This is a genomic window from Nonomuraea mesophila, assembly GCF_004352805.1.
GTDB classification, from domain to species: Bacteria; Actinomycetota; Actinomycetes; order Streptosporangiales; family Streptosporangiaceae; genus Nonomuraea; species Nonomuraea longispora.
The window spans coordinates 1-17,797 of sequence record NZ_SMLD01000014.1 but is presented as its reverse complement, the minus strand read 5'-3'; the positions used below and the strand labels follow the sequence as shown (position 1 = coordinate 17,797).

Sequence of the window (17,797 nt, the reverse complement as noted above, 5' to 3'; positions counted from 1 at the left end):
CCATGCTCAGGGCCGAGCGGGTGACGCTCGGGTACGCGGGGCGCGACGTCGGCCGCGCGGTCGTGCACGACGTGAGCCTGGACATCACCGCGGGCGGGGTCGGGCTGATCGGGGAGAGCGGCTCCGGCAAGACGACGCTGGCGCGCGCGTTCCTGGGCCTCCTCGCCCCCATCTCCGGAAATATCTGGTACGGCGACCAAACACTCAAAAAGGCGGACATGCGGAAGTTCCGGAAGGACGTCCAGCCCGTCTTCCAGGCCGAGGCCCTCGACCCCAGGATGCGCGTCGGCGCATCCGTGGCCGAGGCACTGCCGGTGCGAGGGCACCGCGCCGCCAGAGCCAGGGTGCCGGAGCTGCTCGAACAGGTCGGCCTCGACCCCGGCCTGGCCACGCGCAGGCCGCACCAGCTCTCGGGAGGCCAGCGCCAGCGAGTGGTGATCGCCAGGGCCCTGGCGGCCGGCCCCCGCCTGCTCATCCTGGACGAGCCCACGAGCGCGCTCGACGTCACCGTGCAGGCGCGGATCCTCGACCTGATCGCCTCGCTGGACACCGAGCGCCTGCTGATCACCCACAACCTCGCCGTCGTGGAGCGGCTCTGCCGCACCTCGCACGTGTTGTTCGCGGGCCGGGTCGTCGAGTCGGGGCCCACGCGCGACCTGCTGGCAAAACCCGCCCACCCCTACACCCGGGCGCTGCGCGACGCGGTGCCGAAACTCGGCGGCCCGCCGCCGCAGGCCCGTGGCGTGACGGAGGCCGTGCCGGCGGAGACGGGCTGCCCGTTCAGGCTGCGCTGCCCGCTGGCCGCGCCCGAGTGCGAGCGGCCGCCCGCGCTCAGGGAGGTGCGGGGGCGTCAGGTGGCCTGCCACCGGGCGGAGGACGTGCTGGTCACGTAACCGGGAAGAGCTCCCTGAGGTGCGCGGTGAAGTCTTCGCTGAGCTTGTCCATCAGCCTCGCCAGCTCCGCGCGCTCCTCGGCGGGCCAGCCGGCCATGGCGCCCTCGAACCACGCGGCCGTCACCTGGCGGCACCTGCGCGCGGCCTTGGCGCCGTCCTCGCTGAGTGCGATGCGCCAGGCGCGGCCGTCGTCGGGGTCGCGCACCCGCTCGACGAGCTTGCGCCCTTCCAGCGCGGCGACGTGCCGGGTCACGTGAGGGCTCTCCACCTGTAGTCCCTGGGCGATCGCACCGACCCTGCACGGCTCGCCCGCGTCCAGCAGGTGAACGAGGATCTGCACGTCGGGCCGGTCGAGCCGGACGCCTGCGGCCTCGGTCAGCCGTTCATGCGTCTTGGCACGGTGGAGCGTGGCCGCGAGCCGGCGGTAGGCGGAGACCGTCTTGATGAGATCGTCGTCCATCGGGTTGCTTACCTAACTTAGGTATGTATCATCGTTCCTCGACTACTTACCCAAAGTATCTAAAAGGAGCGGAACATGGCGACAGCCGTCGCACCCGCGCGCCCTGACACGTCGTCGGTGCGCAACCCCTGGCCGGCCGTGGTGTCACTGGCCTTCGCGGCGTCCATCGCCGCCCTGCAGAACACCGCGGTCGTGCCGTTGCTTCCCGTGCTGCAACGCGAGCTGCACGCCTCTCTGACCGCCGTGAGCTGGACCCTGACGTTGAGCCTGCTGGTCGCCGCGGTCGCGACGCCGTTGTTGTCGCGCTTCGGCGACATGTACGGCAGGCGCCGCATGATCCTCGGCGCCCTCGCGCTGCTGGTCGCGGGCTCTGTGATGGCTGCGCTGGCGACGTCGCTGACCTGGCTGATGGTGGCGAGGGTGCTGCAGGGGTTCGTGGCCGCACTCGTGCCGCTGTCCATCGGCGTGGTGCGCGACACACTGCCCCGCCGCCAGCTCGCCACCGGCATCGGCGTGCTCAGCGCGACCATGGGGTTCGGCTCGGGTGGCGGCATGATCCTCGCGGGGCTCGCCTCAGGAGATTGGCACCTGGTCTTCTGGATCACCGCCGCCATCTCCCTGGCGGCCTCCGTCTTCGTGGCCTTCCTCGTACGCGACCACGCGCCCGCCGTCAGGGGGCGGCCCGACCTGCTCGGCGCCGCGCTGCTGGCCGCCTGGCTGGTCGCCCTGCTGCTGGCCATCAGCGAGGGCGGCCCGTGGGGCTGGACCTCGCCCGGCGTGCTCGGGTTGTTCGCGGCCGCGGCGGTGCTGGCGGGCGTGTGGGTCGTGGTCGAGCGCCGGGTGGCCGAGCCGCTGGTGCAGATGTCCATGCTGGTCCACCGCGGTACGGTCGGCGCGACGGTGGCCTCGATGCTGCTCGGACTCGCGTTCTTCACGCTGCTGACCGGCATCTCGGGCTTCGCCCAGGCGCCCGCCGCCTCCGGTTACGGCCTGGCCGCCTCCACCCTGCAGGTCGGCGTCTACCTGCTGCCCAGCACGCTGTTCATGCTGGTGATCTCGCTGTTCGCGGGCCGGCTGATGCGTCACTTCCACGCCTCGTCCATGGTGGCCGCAGGCTCGGCGGTGACGGGTCTCGCGGCGTTGTGGCTGGTGCTCCGGCACGACGGCCCCGCCGATCTCTACGTGGCGACCTCACTGATGGGCATCGGCTTCGGCATCGGCTACGCGGCGCTCGGCACCATGGCCGTCGAGCACGTCGAGCCCGGCATGACGGCCGTCGCCGCGGGCGTGAACGCGCTCGTGCGCATCGTGGGCGGCAGCACCGCGGGCGCCGCGATCGCCGCCATCCTGGCCGCCAGCCCCGGCGTGCGGGGCTACCAGTGGGTCTTCGGCGTGGCCGCGGCGGCCGGGGCGGTGGCCGCGCTGTTCGCGGCCACGTACGGGTGGCTCAACCGACGGGCGGTCACAGTGCCTTGAGCCCGCTGACCACCTCGAGCAGCACCTTCGCGCCGGGCGCGGGAGGCGGGTGAACGGTCCTTCACGCGCGGGTCCAGCGCTGGTTGGACGCGCCGGTGCAGGTCCAGATCTGGAGCCTGGTGCCGTTGGCCGTGGCGTTGCCCGTCGCGTCCAGGCATTTGCCCGCCCCGACGGCGGTGATGCTTCCGTCGGGGTTGAAGCGCCATTGCTGGTTGCTCTGACCGTTGCAGTCCCAGATGATGACGCTGGTGCCGTCGGCGGTGGCAGCGTTGTTGACGTCCAGGCACTTGTTGCCGTAGACGCGCAGCTCACCTGCGGTGGTGGAGGTCCACTGCTGGTTGTTCTGCTGGTGGCAGTCCCAGATCACCACGTGGGTGCCGTTGGCCTGGGAGGCGCCGGACACGTCGAGACACCTCCCCGAGCCGACACCCTGGATCCGGGTGGGGGGCGGCAAGGGGGTGCCGCCGCTGACCCGGAACACGACGGTGCCGTGGGGCGGGACGCTCGCCGAGATGCTTCCGGTCGTCGTGGTGACGGCGTTCGTCCAGGCATCCCGGAGTGTGAACGGGCCACCGGTCAGGCCGATGGCGGACGCGGTGGTGCTGATCGTGGTGGTGCTGCCGCCCTGATTGAACAGCGCGACCGCGACGTCGCCGTTGCTCAGCCGCTTGGCCAGGACGCGGCGGGTTCCGTCGTTGCCGACCTGGGTGGCCTGGAGGCCGAGCGGATCCTGGTTGATGGCGATCAGATTCTGGTTCTTCATGATCGTCGCAGTCGCGTCGTCCATGTTCCGGAGGTCGTTCCCGGCGATCAGAGGGGCGGCCATGACGGCCCAGAGGGCGAAGTGGCTGCGCATCTCGGTGTCGTTCATGCCGCCCCGGCCGACGACCATCATATCGGGGTCGTTGAACTGCCCCGGCCGGGCGTTGCCCGCCAGAGGGACGTTGACGTCGACGATGTTCTGGATGCCCATCGGGTAGCCGTTGGTCTGACCCGTGTTCCAGGCGTTGGTGATGTCCTCGGTCGTGCGCCAGATGTTGGCGACGTCGCCCCAGTTCCGCTGCGGCCCGGTCTTCTCGTGAATGCTGTTGGAATTGATGCTGTAGAGGATCGGCCGGCCGGTCGCCGCCAGCGCGTCCCGCATCTTGGCGAAGGTGCGCACCTGGTCGTCGATGGTGCCGGTGGGCGAGCACCAGTCGTACTTGAGATAGTCGACGCCCCAGGCGGCGAACTGCCGGGCGTCCTGGACCTCATGGTTGAGGCTGCCGGTCGCGCCCGGGTAGCTGCCGAAGTACTGGGCGCAGGTCCTGTCCAGCGGCGCCTGGTAGAGGCCGAACTTGAGGTTCCTGGCGTGCAGGTAGTCGCCGAGCGCCTTCATGCCGCTGGGGAACCGGGACGGGTTGGCCTGGAGGTTGCCCGCCGAGTCGCGGTTGGGGTCGAACCAGCAGTCGTCCACCACGACGTACTCGTAGCCGAGGTCGCGCATGCCGTTGCTGACGAGCGCGTCGGCCGTCTGCTTGATCAGCGTTTCGTTGATGTTGCAGCCGAAGGTGTTCCAGGTGTTCCAGCCCATCGGCGGGGTACGGCCGACGCCGTTGTCCAGCGCCTGCGCCGGAAGGGTCGTGGCCGCCGAGGTGCCCGTCGTCAGGGCCAGCAGCACGGAGACGGTGAAAGCGAGTCGTTTCCTGCTCATCGATGTCTCTCCTCATCGACTGTCCGCACGGTGCCGAGCCGGATGGTTAGCGTTAACATTTCGTCGATGGATGGGCCTGCTCCGGTGAGCGCGTTGTCGCGGAGTACATCCGACGGTCCGGCCCGGCGTCAACGAGGGCCGGTCCTGCCGGCCTGGGTGCTGTCGCCGCAACGCCTTCTCGCCTGGACATACGCCTCCACGGAGGATCGTGCCGTACTCCCGCGGAGGTGAAAGTTTCAGCAAGAAGCCTCGTGCCGGCAGTTGACTTGCGACACGTTCGGTGTTGTGGCTGGTGCTCCGGCACGACGGCCCCGCCGGCCGGCCACGTACGGGTGGCGGGGCCGACGGGCGGTCACAGTGCCTTGAGCCCGCTGATCACCTCGAGCAGCACCTTCGCGTCGGGCGCGGGAGGCGGGTGTTCGACCTGCACGAGCTGGCGCGCGTGCAGGTCGCCGACCAGCACCCTGATCACGCCGATGGGCAGGTTGAGCTCGGCCGCCACGTCCACCAGACGGGTCGGCTGGGTGCACTTCTGCAGGATGATCAGGTGCTCGGGGTCGAGGCCGCGCGGCGTCGTCAGGCCGCCGGACGTGATGATGACCGCGATGAGGTCGATGGCCTCGCTCGCGGGCACCGTACGGCCCCTGGTCAGCAGATAGGCGGGGACGATCGGACCGGCGTCCTCGTCCAGCCAGCGCTCTTCTGGGCTGTTGTCACTCACTGCGCACCACCCGCATGGGTCGAGCGGGTTCCTTGACGTGGGGCTCCGGGTCCGGATCGGCCACGTGCTCAGCCGGGATCAACACGATCGCGGTGGTCCCTCCATATGGTGAACCGCGTAGTGTCACGCGGATGTCATGCCTGGCGGCCAGGCGGGAGACGACGAAAAGGCCCAGCCTGTCGCTGTCGGCCAGGTCGAACTCCGGCGGGCTGGCCAGCCGCTCGTTGAGGTCGGCCAGCACTTCTGCGCTCATCCCGAGCCCTCGGTCCTCCACCTCGAAGACGAACCCCCTGGCCGCCTCCTCGCCCCGCACGATGACCTGGGTGTGGGCGGGGGAGTAGACGGTCGCGTTCTCGATCAGCTCCGCCACGAGGTGGATCACGTCGCCGACGACGGGGCCCGCCAGGCGCTGGCCCGACATCGGCTCGACGGTGACCCGCGGGTAGTCCTCCACCTCGGCGGCCGCGCCGCGGGCCACGTCGAGCAGCGGCACGGGGCGGCTCCAGCCGCGGCCCGGCGTGGCGCCCGACAGGATGATCAGTCCCTCGGCGTGGCGGCGCATGCGGGTGGTGAGGTGGTCGAGCTTGAACAGGTCCTCAAGGGCGTCCGGGTCGGTCGCGCGGTGCTGCATGTCCTCCAGCTGGATGCGCTGGCGGTGCAGCAGCGTCTGGCTGCGCCTGGCCAGGTTGCGGAAGACGTGGCCGACGCCGTCGTTGAGCCGCGCCTGCCCGATGGCGGCCTCGACGGCGGTCTGCTGCACCGTGGAGAAGGCCTGCCCGACGTCGTCGATCTCGACGGTGGAGCTCGCCACCGACACCTCGGGCAGCTCGACCCGCTCGCCCCCGCGCAGCTTGCCGACCACGTGCGGCAGGCGCTCCTGCGCCACCTCCAGCGCGGCCAGCCGGAGCGCGCCGAGCTCGCGCGACAGCCGGTTGCCCATCCGCAGCGAGAACACGATCGAGACGATCACGAGGACGAGCGCCGTGCCCGCCAGCAGGTGCGCCCGGTTGAGCACCTCGTCGGCCACCGGGTCGGCGCGCGCGTTCAGGTTGGCGCTGGCCCGCATCTGGACGTCCTGGAACGACTCGGCCAGCTCCTCGGTGACGCTCAGCCAGTCGTTCGGCGAGCGGCCCGAGATGATCTGGTCCTCCATCATGCGCATCCGCTGGTAGGTCGCGGAGGTGATCAGGGTGACCTGCGGGTCGCGCAGCGGCGGGTCGAGCTCACCGAGTGCCTGGTCGACGAGGAAGCGCCGGTTGCCGACGATCTGCGTGAACGTCCTGCGCTCCGCCGCCGTGGTCGGCCCGAGCGCGATGGCCTGCTCGCGGGTGAGCAGCTCCTTGGCGTAGCTCATGTCGATGACCACGCGCGACTGCTCGTAGATCGGGATGTCGTCGATGAGCGCGACCCGGCGGTGCAGGCCGAACAGGGTGTCGACGATCGCGTCGTAGGACTCGACGGCGTGCAGGCGGTCGCTCAGGCTCGTGTCGATCTCTCCTCTGATCACGTCGAGCCTGTTCAGTTGCGTGTACACCGCGTTCACCTGCGTGCGGATCTCTTCCGATCGGTCCTTGGAGTTGTCCGAGAGCCGCCGGAAAGTGATCTCGGCGGCGTCGGTACGGCTGCGCTGCGTCTCCACTGCGGGCTGGGCCGCCATGTGACGCAGGTGCTTGGCCGAGACGAGACGCTCTCGCTGGATCTCGTTGATCAGTTTGTACGCTGGATGGCGGAGGTTCGTCCAGAGTGTCTTGTACTCCCGTAGCTCCAAGCTTTCGGTGGCGGTGACGGCGGTGATGACGCCCCACAACACCACCATGGAGGTCAGAGGCACCAGTAGGATTCCGATGATCTTCATGCGGATCGTTCGGCTACGACCCATGGCACCTCACTCCGGTCGGTCCCCTGCTGGCAACCCCGGACGGGACAAGCCCCGAGGATAGCAATTCGATCACCAGATTGCCCAATTTTCCGGGAGTTTTGGACATGTTTTCATGATCATGCAGTAGGTTTCCCCGGGTACATCGGTGACGGAGGAGGACGCGTTGCGCAGTCGTCTCGTTGCGGCCGCGGCGCTGGTCCTCCTCGTGGCGTGCTCGCCTGCCACGGAGGTGCGCCAGGCTCCACAGGGCACGGCCCCCTTCGTGCACGTCTACAACACCGATGTGATCACCGAGTGGGACCCGAGCCGCTCCTACTCCAACGAGATCATCGCCTTCCAGAACATCTACGAGACCCTCACTCTCTGGAACCCGGTCACCAAACTCGCCACCCCCCGCCTGGCCACGTCCTGGCGGACCTCGGCCGACGGCCGTACCTGGACGTTCACCCTCCGCTCGGGCGTCACCTTCCACACGGGCAGGCCACTGGACGCGGCGGCCGTCAAGGCCTCGATCGAGCGCACCATGAAGGCCAAGACCGGCGCCTCCTACATCTGGAACGCCGTCTCCTCGATCAGGGCCGACGACCCGCTGACGGTGACCTTCACGCTGCGCTACCCCGTCCCGCTCGACCTCGTGGCCTCCGCCGGGTACGCCGCCTACATCTACGACACCAAGGCCGCCCCCGACCTGGCGAAGTGGTTCGCGCAGGGAAAGGACGCGGGCTCAGGGCCGTACACCGTGGCCCAGTGGCAGAAGGGGGCGGAGGAGGAGCTCACGCTCACCGCGTACGACGGCTACTGGGGCGGCTGGCACCGGCCGCACTACAACACGGTGAAGTACCGTGCCGTGCCGGAACCGAAGCGGGCGTACCAGATGTTGCTGGACGGCGAGGCCACCTTCGTCGACCGGCTCTCGCCGGCGTGGTTCGCCAGGGCCTCGGCGACGGCGGGCATCCGCACGTCGGAGCGGCGCTCGTTCACCACGGCGATGATGTTGTTCAACACCGCGCGCGGCCCGATGAAGGACATCCGGGTGCGCCGCGCGGTCCAGAAGGCCGTCGACTACCAGGGTGTGGTGCGAGCGCTGCGCGGCGCCGTGGGCCCGGCCAGTGGCATCGTACCGGACGGGCTGCTCGGCCACGTGCCGGGCAAGGAGCCGAAGCAGGACCTGGAAGGCGCCGCCCAGCTGCTGCGGGCCGCCGGCCACGGGCCCGGCGGGGAGCCGCTGCGGCTGCGCGTGACGTACGGGCGGGGCCAGTCCGACCAGCACGTGCTCGTCTCGAAGCTGCGGGCGGCGCTGCGCCCGCTCAACGTCACCCTCGACGCCCGCCCCATGAACTGGAACGCGCAGTGGGAGCTGGGCAAGAAGCGCGGCCAGGACATCTTCATCATGTACTGGTGGCCCGACTACGCCGACGGCTACTCCTACTTCGGCAACGTCTTCCACAGCGCCGACAAGCCGGAGTTCAACCTGTCCTACCTGCGCGACCACCACCTGGACGCGCTGCTCGACTCCGTGCCCGAGCTGACCGTGACGGACAAGGCGGCGGCGCAGCGGGTGTACGAGCAGGCCACCGACAGGGTGCTCGACCAGCGGGTGGCCGCGGCGCTGCCCTGGGTGGTCTACTCCCAGCGCGCCTACCTGGGCGGGGTCGAGGGCTATGACGACAACCCCGCCTATCCCGACGTGGTCTTCGTCCACGGCCTCAGGCCGTCGGCGTGACCCCGCCGGGGTCGTCACCGCGCGCGGCGTCGACCCGATCGCGCAGGCGGGCCCTGATCTCCTCAGGGGTGTAGGCGCGGCGGCGCCGCTCGGCCCGCGCGATCACCACCCCCGTGGCCGCCACTCCCATGATTCCGGCCAGACCCAGCATCTTCCACCAGCGCATGTGCCTAGGCTAACGGTGTGCTGACTCTCGACGAGGCCGTCAAGGTGACGCGCACCGGTGACCTGTGGATCTTCCGCGGGCGTTCGGTGCCCGACCGCGCCATCCAGACGATGACCAACAGCCCGGTCAACCACGTGGGCATGGCCATCGTGATCGAGGACCTGCCGCCCATGATGTGGCACGCCGAGCTCGGCCGGTCGCTGCCCGACCTGTGGGCCGGCACCCACCACCGCGGAGTGCAGCTGCACGACCTGCGCGACGCCGTGACCGTCTGGGCCGACCGGTACGACCAGCGGCCCTGGCTGCGCCAGCTCGACCCCGAGGCGACGCACGAGATGGAGGACGCCGCCCTGCGCACGGTCGCCCGGCTCGACGGCACCCCGTTCCCCTCCACCACCCGGCTGGCCGCCCGCTGGTTCAGGGGCCGGGTCCCGCGCCGCGGCCGCAGGGAGCAGACGCTGGAGAGCGCCTACTGCGCCGAGGTCGTGGCGGTCACGTACGAGGAGATGGGGCTGCTGCCCGCCGGCCGCCGGCCCAACTGGTACGACCCCGGCAGGTTCTGGAGCGGCGACGACCTGGGGCTGCTGCAGGGCTACCGGCTCGGCAACGAGATCACCGTGGGCGTCGAGCGCGCCGGCCGACGGTAAAAGTCGAGCGCGCCGGCCGACGGTAAAAAGCGGGCAAAGCACGCACCCGTTGCAAGGCCGCCGCGCCCGCGGAACCCGGCCGCCGGACGCGCTCTCCGCGTAAACAGCGAAGATGACAAAGGTTTGACGCATTAGGCTCGGCGCAATGGACATCCGCGTGCTCGGCCCGGTCGAAGTGTGCGACAGCGGTGCTGAGATCCCGATCGAGGGCGCCCAGCAGCAGTGCGTGCTCGGGCTCCTCGCGGCCTCGCACGGCGCCTACGTGCCGGTCGACCGGCTGATCGAGGCTCTGTGGGAGGAAGACCCGCCCAAGACCGCCAAGACCATCGTCCAGCTCAAGGTCTCACAACTGCGCAAGACCCTGGGCGGGCGCATCGCCAGCACCACGGCCGGCTACTCCCTCGCCGTGCCCGCCGACGAGGTCGACGTGTGCCGCTTCCGCCGCCTGGCCGCCGAGGGGCGGGCGGCGAACCGGCCCGAGGACGCCGCAGCGGCCTGGGAGCGAGCCCTCTCACTGTGGCGCGGGCAGCCCCTGCAGGGCGTCGGCACCGCCTGGGTCGACCAGCGCGTACGCGCCCCGCTGACCCGCGAGCGGTCGGACCTCGTCGAGGAGTACGCCTCCGCCCTCATCGAGCTGGGCCGCCACCGCGAGGTGCCCGCGCTGGTGCAGGAGCTCAGGGACGAGGAGCCGCTCAGGGAGACCCCGCACGCCCTGGCCATGACGGCGCTCTGGCACGACGGACGCACGGCGGAGGCCCTGGAGCTGTTCCACGGGGTGCAGCGGCTGCTGGCGGGCGAGCTGGGCGTCGATCCCGGGCCCCGGCTGCGCGACCTCCACCAGCGCATCGTCGAAGGCCACCGCCCCGTGGTGCCGCGCCAGCTCCCGCGCGACGTCGCCGGCTTCGTCGGCAGGCAGGCCGAGATCACCCGCGTACGCGAGCTGGTCCGCGAGGGCCGCGTCGCCGTGGTGACCGGCGCGGCCGGCATCGGCAAGTCGGCGCTGGCCGTGCACGTCGGCCACCAGGTCGCCCCCGAGTTCCCCGACGGCCAGCTCCACGTCGACCTCAACGGCTACGGGCAGGGCGAGCCGCTGCCGCCCGAGCGGGTGCTGCCCCGCCTGCTCGGCGCGCTCGGGGTGCCGGCGCCGGGCAGCACCGCCGAACAACTCGACCTCTACCGCTCGACGCTGGCCACCCGGCGGGTGCTCCTCCTGCTCGACAACGCCGCCGACGCCGAGCAGGTGCGCCCGCTGCTGCCCGGCGGCTCCTGCGGGGTCATCGTCACCAGCCGAGACACGCTGCGCGGGCTCACCCTGCAGGGCGCGCAGAGCGTACGGCTGGCCACGCTCACCCCCGGCGAGGCCCGCGACCTGCTGGCCGACCTGGTCGGCAAGGACGTCGTCCACACCGACCCCGAGGCCGTCGCCGAGCTGGCCGAGCTCTGCGGGCACCTGCCGCTCGCCCTGGCCATCGCCGGCGCCAACCTCATCGGCCGGGCCGACCTGCGCGAATACATCAAGGAACTGCACACCGACCGCTGGAGCACGCTGGCCGTCGAAGGCGACGCGCAGGCCACGGTAGCCACGGCGTTCGCCAGCTCGTACGCCGCGCTCCCCGACGACGCGCGGATGCTCTTCAGGCGCTTCGGGCTCGTCCCCGGCTGTGACTTCACCACGCACTCCGCCGCCAGGCTGGCCGGCACCGACCCGGCCACGGCCACCCGGCTGCTGACCAGGCTCGCCTCCGCCCACCTCGTCGAGGAGCACACGCCCGGCCGTTACCGGCTGCACGACCTGGTCGCCCTCTACGCCCGCGAACACTGCACGGCCGGCGAGGACGACCCCACCGGGCTGCACGCCTACTACCTGCACACCGCCAGGGCCGCCGCGCCGCTCCTCGCGCCCTCCATCGAGCTGCTCCCGCTCACGCCCGAGGACCCGCCGTACGACGCGGAGGAGTTCGCCGACGCCGACGCTGCCACCGCCTGGATGGAGGCCGAGCAGCACAACCTGCTGGCGGTGATGGACCACGCCTCCGGGCGCGTGCTCTGGCGGCTCATCGAGACCCTGCGGGCCTTCATGTACGGCACGTACCAGCCCGAGGTGATCGCCGCCCTGGCCGCCAGGGGCCTGGCCGCCGCCGAACGCGACGGCGACCTCGCCGGGCAGGCCAGCATGCACCACACCCAGGCCAACGCGCGCTTCGTCCTCAACGAACCCCGCGCCGCCCTGCGCCACTACGAGCTCGCCGCCGAGTTCTACGAGCGGATCGGCTGGGGCACGGGCACGCTGCTGACGCTGACCAACTTCGTCGTGGCCACCTCCAGCCTCGGCGACTTCCACGAGGGCGCCGCCAGGCACGAACGCATCGTCAAGCTGTGGGAGGCGCTGGAGCCCTCGACGAAGCTGGCCGCCACGCTGGAGAACCACGCCATCGTGCTGCTGTGGTCCGGCCGCCCCCGCGAGGCCCTGGAACAACAGCTGCGCGCCAACCGCATGCGCGAGACGCTCGGCGAGCCGCCCGCCTGGCGGGCCAGGGCCGGCTCCATCGTCGGCGACATCCGGCTGGCGATGGGCGACCTCGACGCGGCCGTCCAGGCGTTCGAGCAGAGCCTGAAGTCGGCCCACGCGAGCCGGCTGCCGGGAACGTTGTCGAGCGCGGCCATGGCCAACCACCTGAAGGGCGATGCCGCCAGGGCGGCCGACCTGGCCAGGCGGGCCGTGCAGACGGCCAGGGCCGGCGGGCTGCGCAGCGAGTACGACGAGGCCCGCAGCACACTCGCCCTGGTGGACGACTCCATCGAGCTCGGCGTGCGCATCGCCACGCTCAAGGAGGTCGTCGCCTCCTACCGCCACCGCAGCTATCCCTACCTCGACGCCCGCGCGCGCGTCTGGCTGGCCGAGGTCTGCCTGCGCGGCGGCCGGCGCGCCGAGGCGGTCGAAGCGGCTGAGCAGGCGCTCGACGCGGCCACCCGGCACGGCCTGCGACGGCTCGAAGGGCTGGCGCTCACCCTGCTCGCGCGGGCCGACCTGCTCGACGGGCGCCTCGACGCGGCGCGCGAACGCGCCGCGCGGGCCGCCGAGGTGCACAGGGAATGGGGGCACCGGTTCGACGAAGCCGCCGCGCGGGCCGTGCTCGACGAACTGTGAGCCCGCTCGGGCCTGCGGGTCTGCTCGGGCCTGCCTCGGGTCTGCTTGCGGGTCTGCTTGCGGGTCTGCCTCGGGCCTGCGGGCCTGCCTTGCCCCTCAGGCCTGGGCCGACAGCAGCGACTCGAACGTGCTGCGCAGCTCCCTGCCCGGGTCCACGCCGAGCTGGTCGGCCAGCAGGCGGCGGGTGCGCTCGTACAGCTCCAGGGCCTCGGCCTGCCGCCCCACCTGGTAGAAGGTCGTCATCAGCAGCGACACCAGCCGCTCGCGGTGCGGGTTGGCCGTGACGGTCGCGCGCAGCGGCGCGACCAGCCGTTCCGGCTCGCCCAGCCGCAGCCTCCTGCGGGCCAGCTCCTCGACCGCGGCCAGCCGCGCCTCCTCCAGCTCGACCGCCGCCACCTCCAGCGACCTGCCGCCCCCCGAGTCGCCGAGCGCGGGTCCGTGCCACAGGGCGAGCGCCTCGTCCAGCAGATCGGCGCCGGACCTGTCGTCGCGCCGCGCCGCCTCGTCCACCATGCGGCGGAACCGCAGCGCGTCCACCGACTCCGGGTCGGCCAGCAGCAGGTAGCCGGACGAGTCGGACTCCACCCGGGCGCCGACCAGCGTCCTGCGCAACCGGTACACGTGTCCCTGCACGGTCATCCGCGCACTGTCCGGGGGATCACCCTCCCACACGGCGTCTATCAACCGCTCCACCGGCACAGGACGGTTCAGGTCCAGCAGCAGCGCGGCCAGTACATAACGACGCTTACGCGGCCCGATGTCCAGGCGGCGTCCCCCAACACAGGCGTCAATGGACCCGAGCAGGCGAAACTCCAAGTGATCCATTCCCCCCAGCCTGGTGGGGCGCGCTAAAAGACGGCTAAACACCGCGCTGGTGCGCGGGCCTCACCGCCGCACCAACAGAACGCCAACCGCTTCTGTCAAGGTCTACCCTTCACGATCTTCGGCTGAACAGGAAGAGAATAGAGTGATCACGAAAAAGGCCGCCATCGCCGTCATGGCTGGCGCCCTCGTCGCCGGACCGATGGCCACCGTCGCCATGGCGCAGCCGAGCAACGCCGCTGTCGTCGCGAAGGACCGCCTCGGTCCCGGCGACTGGCTGCTGCCCGGCCAGTCGCTGAAGAACGGCCGGTTCAAGCTCATCCAGCAGGCGCAGGGGAACCTGGTCTTCTACGACGGCACCAAGGCGCTGTGGAGCTCGCCCACCGCGGGGAAGCCGGGCGCCCGGGCGACCATGCAGAAGGAGGGCAACCTCGTCATCTACGGGCTCGACAACAAGCCGCTGTGGTCCACGCAGACCGCCGGCAACCCCGGGGCCTACCTCAAGCTGCCCAATCAGAGCGGCAACCTGGTGATCTACTCCAGGGACAACAAGCCGTTGTGGTCCTCCAGCGCCTACATCAGCAAGCTGCCCTCCGGCCAGGTGCTGCGGCCCGGGCAGTGGGTCCAGTCGAGCAACGGCCGCTACAAGCTGCTCCAGCAGAAGGAGGGCAACGCCGTCCTGTACGACGGCAAGCGCAGCCTGTTCACCACGCCGACGGCGGGGCACCCGGGCGCGCGCTCGATCATGCAGAAGGAAGGCAACTGGGTCGTCGTCGACCGCAACGACAAGGCGCTGTGGACGACCAAGACCGCGGGCAACCCCGGCGCCTGGCTGTCGGTCAGCAACGACGGCCGCGTCATCATCTACTCGGCCGCCAACAAGCCGCTCTGGAACAGCAAGATGCGCTGACCGGGGACGCACGGCGACGGGCGTCCGCTTTGGGCCGGTGGGATGCGTTGCTCGGAGACGCACGGCGGCGGGAACGGGCGACGGGCGGGTCGGCCCGCGTGGCGCGGCCCGCCCGGGACCCCCGACGCCGTGCGGTGGCAGGCTGGGAGTATGCGCCTGGCTACCTGGAACGTGAACTCGGTCAAGGCACGGCTGCCCCGCCTGCTCGACTGGCTGGCCGAGGTCCGGCCCGACATCGTCTGCCTCCAAGAGACCAAATGCTCCGCGGACGCGTTCCCCGCGGAGGAGGTGGGCGCCCTCGGCTACGCCGTCGCCGCCCACGGCGACGGGCGGTGGAACGGCGTCGCGCTGCTGTCCACGGCCGGGCTGGACGAGGTGACCCTGAGCTTCCCCGGCGAACCGGGGTTCGCCGAACTCGACGGGGTCGGCGCCGCCCGCCCGGAAGCCCGCGCCATCGGCGCCACCTGCGGCGGCATACGGGTCTGGTCTCTGTACGCGCCCAACGGGCGTACGGTCGGCTCGCCGCATTATGCGTACAAACTGGACTGGTTCGCGGCGCTGCGGGACGCGCTCCAAGCCGAGCTGGCCGCCGGGCCCGTCGTGGCCTGCGGCGACTACAACGTGGCCCCCACCGACGCCGACGTGTGGGATCCCGCGCTCTTCGCCGGCTCCACCCACGTCACCCCGGCAGAACGCCAGGCGCTGGCCGACCTCCGCGCCCTGGGACTCCACGACGTCGTGCCGACGCCGATGAAAGGGCCGCACCCGTTCACCTACTGGGACTACCGGGCCGGGATGTTCCACCAGAACAAGGGCATGCGCATCGACCTGGTCTACGCGAGCGCGGACGTCGCGGGGCGGGTGCGGTCGGCGTACGTCGACCGCGAGGCCCGCAAGGGCAAGGGCCCGTCCGACCACGCGCCCATCGTCGTGGATCTGCGGCCATGAACTAATACCAAATCACGGCCATCCGAGTATTGTGTCTTCTCGAATGTCTCGGGGGTGCTCAGAACCATCAAGGCCCACAGGGGGAGCTCCGTGGAACCTGCAGACGGCCGTGTCATTCTCTTCATCCTCATCGCCTTCGCCGTGTTCGCCCTCGGCCGCCGCTTCCAGACCATGGTCATCATGCGCCAGGTGTGGAAGCAGAGCGCCCGGCAGGTCAGCGCCAGGAAGACCGTCGCCAACAACGCCGCCAAGTCCATGATCGGAATTACTCTGCTCGCGATAATCGTCATCTGGCTCGTGCTCAACCTGAATCGCGTCATGTGAAAAGGCCGCGCAATTGCACGGGGTGGAGCAATGAATGCGCGGCCTTGCTACGAATAACATCGATGCGGGCACGCACGGGCGCCCGCACGCTCCCGCACGTGGTGGGGTGGCACGGGGGCGGTTGGGCACGTGGGAGGGCGCGCGAGGGCGGTCGGTCGCGTACCGACGACTGGGCTGTTTCAGCGGCGATGGCGGCCAGGGCGGCGGGACAGGGCCCAGGCGGCGAGGACCGTCGTTGCCGCGGCGGCCAGGCTGACGGCCCGGGTAAGACGGACGGCTCGGCGGATGTCCTTGACGTCAGGTTCCGGCCCGTCGCCCATCGTCGGGCGGTGTTCGACCCTGCCCTCGTAGACGTTCGTGCCGCCCAGCGTGACGCCCAGCGCGCCGGCGAACGCGGCTTCGCAGCGCCCGGCGTTCGGGCTGGGGTGCCGGTGGCCGTCCCTCCTGAGCGCGGCCAGTGCGGCGCGCGGGTCCGGGCCGGTCAGGACCGTCAGCAGACCGGTCAGCCGCGCGGGCAGGTAGTTCGCCGCGTCGTCCAGCCTGGCGGCGGTCCAGCCGAACCGCTCGTAACGCGGGGAGCGGTGACCGATCATGGCGTCCAGCGTGTTGATGGCGCGGTACGCCAGCAGGCCCGGCACGCCCGCCACCGCCCCCCAGAACAGCGGGGCCACGACGGCGTCGGAGGTGTTCTCGGCCAGCGACTCGACCGTGGCGCGCGCCAGTCCTTCGGCCTCCAGCCGGGACGGGTCGCGGCCGCACAGGTGGGGGAGCCGGGCCCGGGCCCGGCCGAGGTCGCCGTGTTCCAGGGCGGCGGCCATGTAAGCGCCCTCACGGGCCAGCGTGGTGCCTCCGAGCACGGCCCAGGTGGCGACGGCGGTCACGACCGTACGCGCGGGCCGGCCCGGGACACGCTGGGCCAGCACGCCGAGCGCGGTCGCACCGCCCACGCACACGGCGACGTGCAGGGCTCCGCGCGACCGCGCGTCCTGGTAGAGCGTACGTTCCAGCTTCGCCGCGGCACGTCCGAAAAGGGCGACGGGGTGGGCGGGGGACCGCGGGTCGGCGACGAGCCGGTCGAGCGCCACGCCGAGGGCGAGGCCGAGGGGGTCAGACCAGGTGGGCATGGAGTTCATCTTCGTGCACGTCCAGCCATGCGGCGGCACGGCGGATGCGCTCGCCGGCGCCGCTCGCCCACATCTTCGCCCAGTTGCCGCCGGCCGAGGCGCGGGTGCGCATGACGGTGTAGGACCGGTGGAAGCGGAGCCTGGCCAGTTCGAGGAGGCGGCGCCGGTCGCGGGGGAGGACGCCGTACGCGTCGCAGAACAGGCGCAGGCGCTCGCCCACGTCGAGAGAGCGGAGGAGCGCGGGACGGTCGACGGGGTCGGAGATCGGGGCCCAGTGGCGAAGGGCGGTGACGATGTCGAAGAGCCGCGTGGTCGGCCGGGCCAGATCGAAGTCGATCAACGCACAGGGCAGCCCCGCCCGAAGAACCACGTTATCCATGGTTAAGTCACAATGCCCGATGACTTCCGGCGCTTTATCGTCATTCGAACCCCCCTCCCAGCCGTCCAGCGTCAGCGGAAACCCCGCCGTCGCATCATGGAACTCCCGCACCAGCACCGCGAGACCGGCCAGCGCCTCATCACTTACGCTCTCCCGCCGCAACCCGGTCGAGCCCGGCACGTAGGTGAGCACCTCGCGCCCGAACTCGTCCATCCCCACAACCCGTGGCGCCCCCTCGAACCCGACCGCCTCAAGGTGCCTGAGCAGCGCATGCACGGAGGGCGTGGACGTACTGGCCGGTCTGCGCACGGTGTCACCGACGCGCACCACCCCGTCAGTCACATCCCCGCCCTGCAAGGGAATCTCATGCAGGACCGTCGCGACCATGGCACGGAAGCTTAGACTTTCCGCCCCGCCCGCGCCCGATCTTTTCACCGGTTGCGGCAACAAGATCATCCCACGCCCGCCCTCGGCACCCTCGCCC

The 17,797-nt window shown here is 71.0% G+C and carries 16 protein-coding genes; 8 read left to right on the top strand and 8 right to left on the bottom strand.

Annotation, left to right across the window (positions count from 1 at the left end; genetic code table 11):
• The first annotated feature begins 2 nt into the window (after positions 1–2).
• Complete coding sequence (locus tag E1295_RS08055; protein WP_246079916.1) at positions 3–893, top strand: ABC transporter ATP-binding protein; 891 nt, start codon at positions 3–5, stop codon at positions 891–893.
• Here E1295_RS08055 and E1295_RS08050 read toward each other — a convergent pair.
• Entirely contained in the window at positions 886–1,353 is a 468-nt protein-coding gene (locus tag E1295_RS08050) for a MarR family winged helix-turn-helix transcriptional regulator (protein ID WP_132629130.1), read from the bottom strand. The two genes, E1295_RS08055 and E1295_RS08050, sit on opposite strands and share 8 nt — an antisense overlap.
• A 75-nt stretch (positions 1,354–1,428) precedes the next feature.
• Between E1295_RS08050 and E1295_RS08045 the strand changes: the two genes are divergently transcribed.
• Positions 1,429–2,829: an MFS transporter gene (locus E1295_RS08045; RefSeq protein WP_132629128.1), complete on the top strand. Its 1,401-nt coding sequence runs from the start codon at positions 1,429–1,431 to the stop codon at positions 2,827–2,829.
• Between the two features lie 61 nt (positions 2,830–2,890).
• On the opposite strand, the gene E1295_RS08040 is transcribed toward E1295_RS08045, so the two are convergent.
• The 3 genes from E1295_RS08040 to E1295_RS08030 form a co-directional block, all read right to left on the bottom strand.
• Positions 2,891–4,522, bottom strand: a complete 1,632-nt coding sequence (locus E1295_RS08040) for a glycoside hydrolase family 27 protein (RefSeq protein ID WP_220448601.1) — start codon at positions 4,520–4,522, stop codon at positions 2,891–2,893.
• 352 nt (positions 4,523–4,874) lie between these two features.
• Positions 4,875–5,243, bottom strand: coding sequence for a DUF742 domain-containing protein (locus E1295_RS08035; protein ID WP_132629126.1), 369 nt, complete (start codon positions 5,241–5,243; stop codon positions 4,875–4,877).
• The gene (locus E1295_RS08030; protein ID WP_132629124.1) at positions 5,236–7,098 is read right to left on the bottom strand and encodes a sensor histidine kinase; all 1,863 of its coding nucleotides are present in this window, start codon (positions 7,096–7,098) and stop codon (positions 5,236–5,238) included. The genes E1295_RS08035 and E1295_RS08030 overlap by 8 nt, the downstream gene beginning before the upstream one ends.
• A gap of 187 nt (positions 7,099–7,285) precedes the next feature.
• On the opposite strand from E1295_RS08030, the gene E1295_RS08025 reads away from it, so the two are divergent.
• Positions 7,286–8,845, top strand: coding sequence for an ABC transporter substrate-binding protein (locus tag E1295_RS08025; RefSeq protein ID WP_132629122.1), 1,560 nt, complete (start codon positions 7,286–7,288; stop codon positions 8,843–8,845).
• Here E1295_RS08025 and E1295_RS08020 read toward each other — a convergent pair.
• Positions 8,829–9,011: a hypothetical protein gene (locus E1295_RS08020; protein WP_132629120.1), complete on the bottom strand. Its 183-nt coding sequence runs from the start codon at positions 9,009–9,011 to the stop codon at positions 8,829–8,831. The two genes, E1295_RS08025 and E1295_RS08020, sit on opposite strands and share 17 nt — an antisense overlap.
• A gap of 17 nt (positions 9,012–9,028) precedes the next feature.
• Here E1295_RS08020 and E1295_RS08015 point away from each other — a divergent pair, with 17 nt between their 5' ends.
• On the top strand, positions 9,029–9,658 hold the full coding sequence (locus tag E1295_RS08015; protein ID WP_132629118.1) for a hypothetical protein: 630 nt from the start codon (positions 9,029–9,031) through the stop codon (positions 9,656–9,658).
• A 145-nt stretch (positions 9,659–9,803) separates the two neighbouring features.
• Positions 9,804–12,806 carry an AfsR/SARP family transcriptional regulator gene (locus E1295_RS08010; protein WP_132629116.1) on the top strand — a complete coding sequence of 1,001 codons (3,003 nt, stop codon included), beginning with the start codon at positions 9,804–9,806 and terminating at the stop codon, positions 12,804–12,806.
• 96 nt (positions 12,807–12,902) lie between these two features.
• Here the strand turns inward: E1295_RS08010 and E1295_RS08005 are convergent, their stop codons facing one another.
• Positions 12,903–13,631, bottom strand: a complete 729-nt coding sequence (locus tag E1295_RS08005; RefSeq protein WP_132629114.1) for an AfsR/SARP family transcriptional regulator — start codon at positions 13,629–13,631, stop codon at positions 12,903–12,905.
• Between the two features lie 142 nt (positions 13,632–13,773).
• Here E1295_RS08005 and E1295_RS08000 point away from each other — a divergent pair, with 142 nt between their 5' ends.
• From E1295_RS08000 to E1295_RS07990, 3 genes are all read left to right on the top strand, one after another.
• A complete protein-coding gene (locus E1295_RS08000) occupies positions 13,774–14,538 on the top strand; it encodes a hypothetical protein (protein ID WP_132629112.1) in 765 nt (254 codons plus the stop codon).
• A 150-nt stretch (positions 14,539–14,688) separates the two neighbouring features.
• Positions 14,689–15,486, top strand: coding sequence for an exodeoxyribonuclease III (locus tag E1295_RS07995; RefSeq protein WP_132629110.1), 798 nt, complete (start codon positions 14,689–14,691; stop codon positions 15,484–15,486).
• A 90-nt stretch (positions 15,487–15,576) separates the two neighbouring features.
• The gene (locus tag E1295_RS07990) at positions 15,577–15,810 is read left to right on the top strand and encodes a hypothetical protein (RefSeq protein WP_132629108.1); all 234 of its coding nucleotides are present in this window, start codon (positions 15,577–15,579) and stop codon (positions 15,808–15,810) included.
• Between the two features lie 179 nt (positions 15,811–15,989).
• Here the strand turns inward: E1295_RS07990 and E1295_RS07985 are convergent, their stop codons facing one another.
• Entirely contained in the window at positions 15,990–16,934 is a 945-nt protein-coding gene (locus E1295_RS07985; RefSeq protein WP_132629106.1) for a cobalamin biosynthesis protein, read from the bottom strand.
• Positions 16,918–17,797: phosphotransferase (locus E1295_RS07980; protein ID WP_342775845.1), on the bottom strand; the 880-nt coding region annotated here is incomplete at its 5' end. The genes E1295_RS07980 and E1295_RS07985, both read right to left, overlap by 17 nt.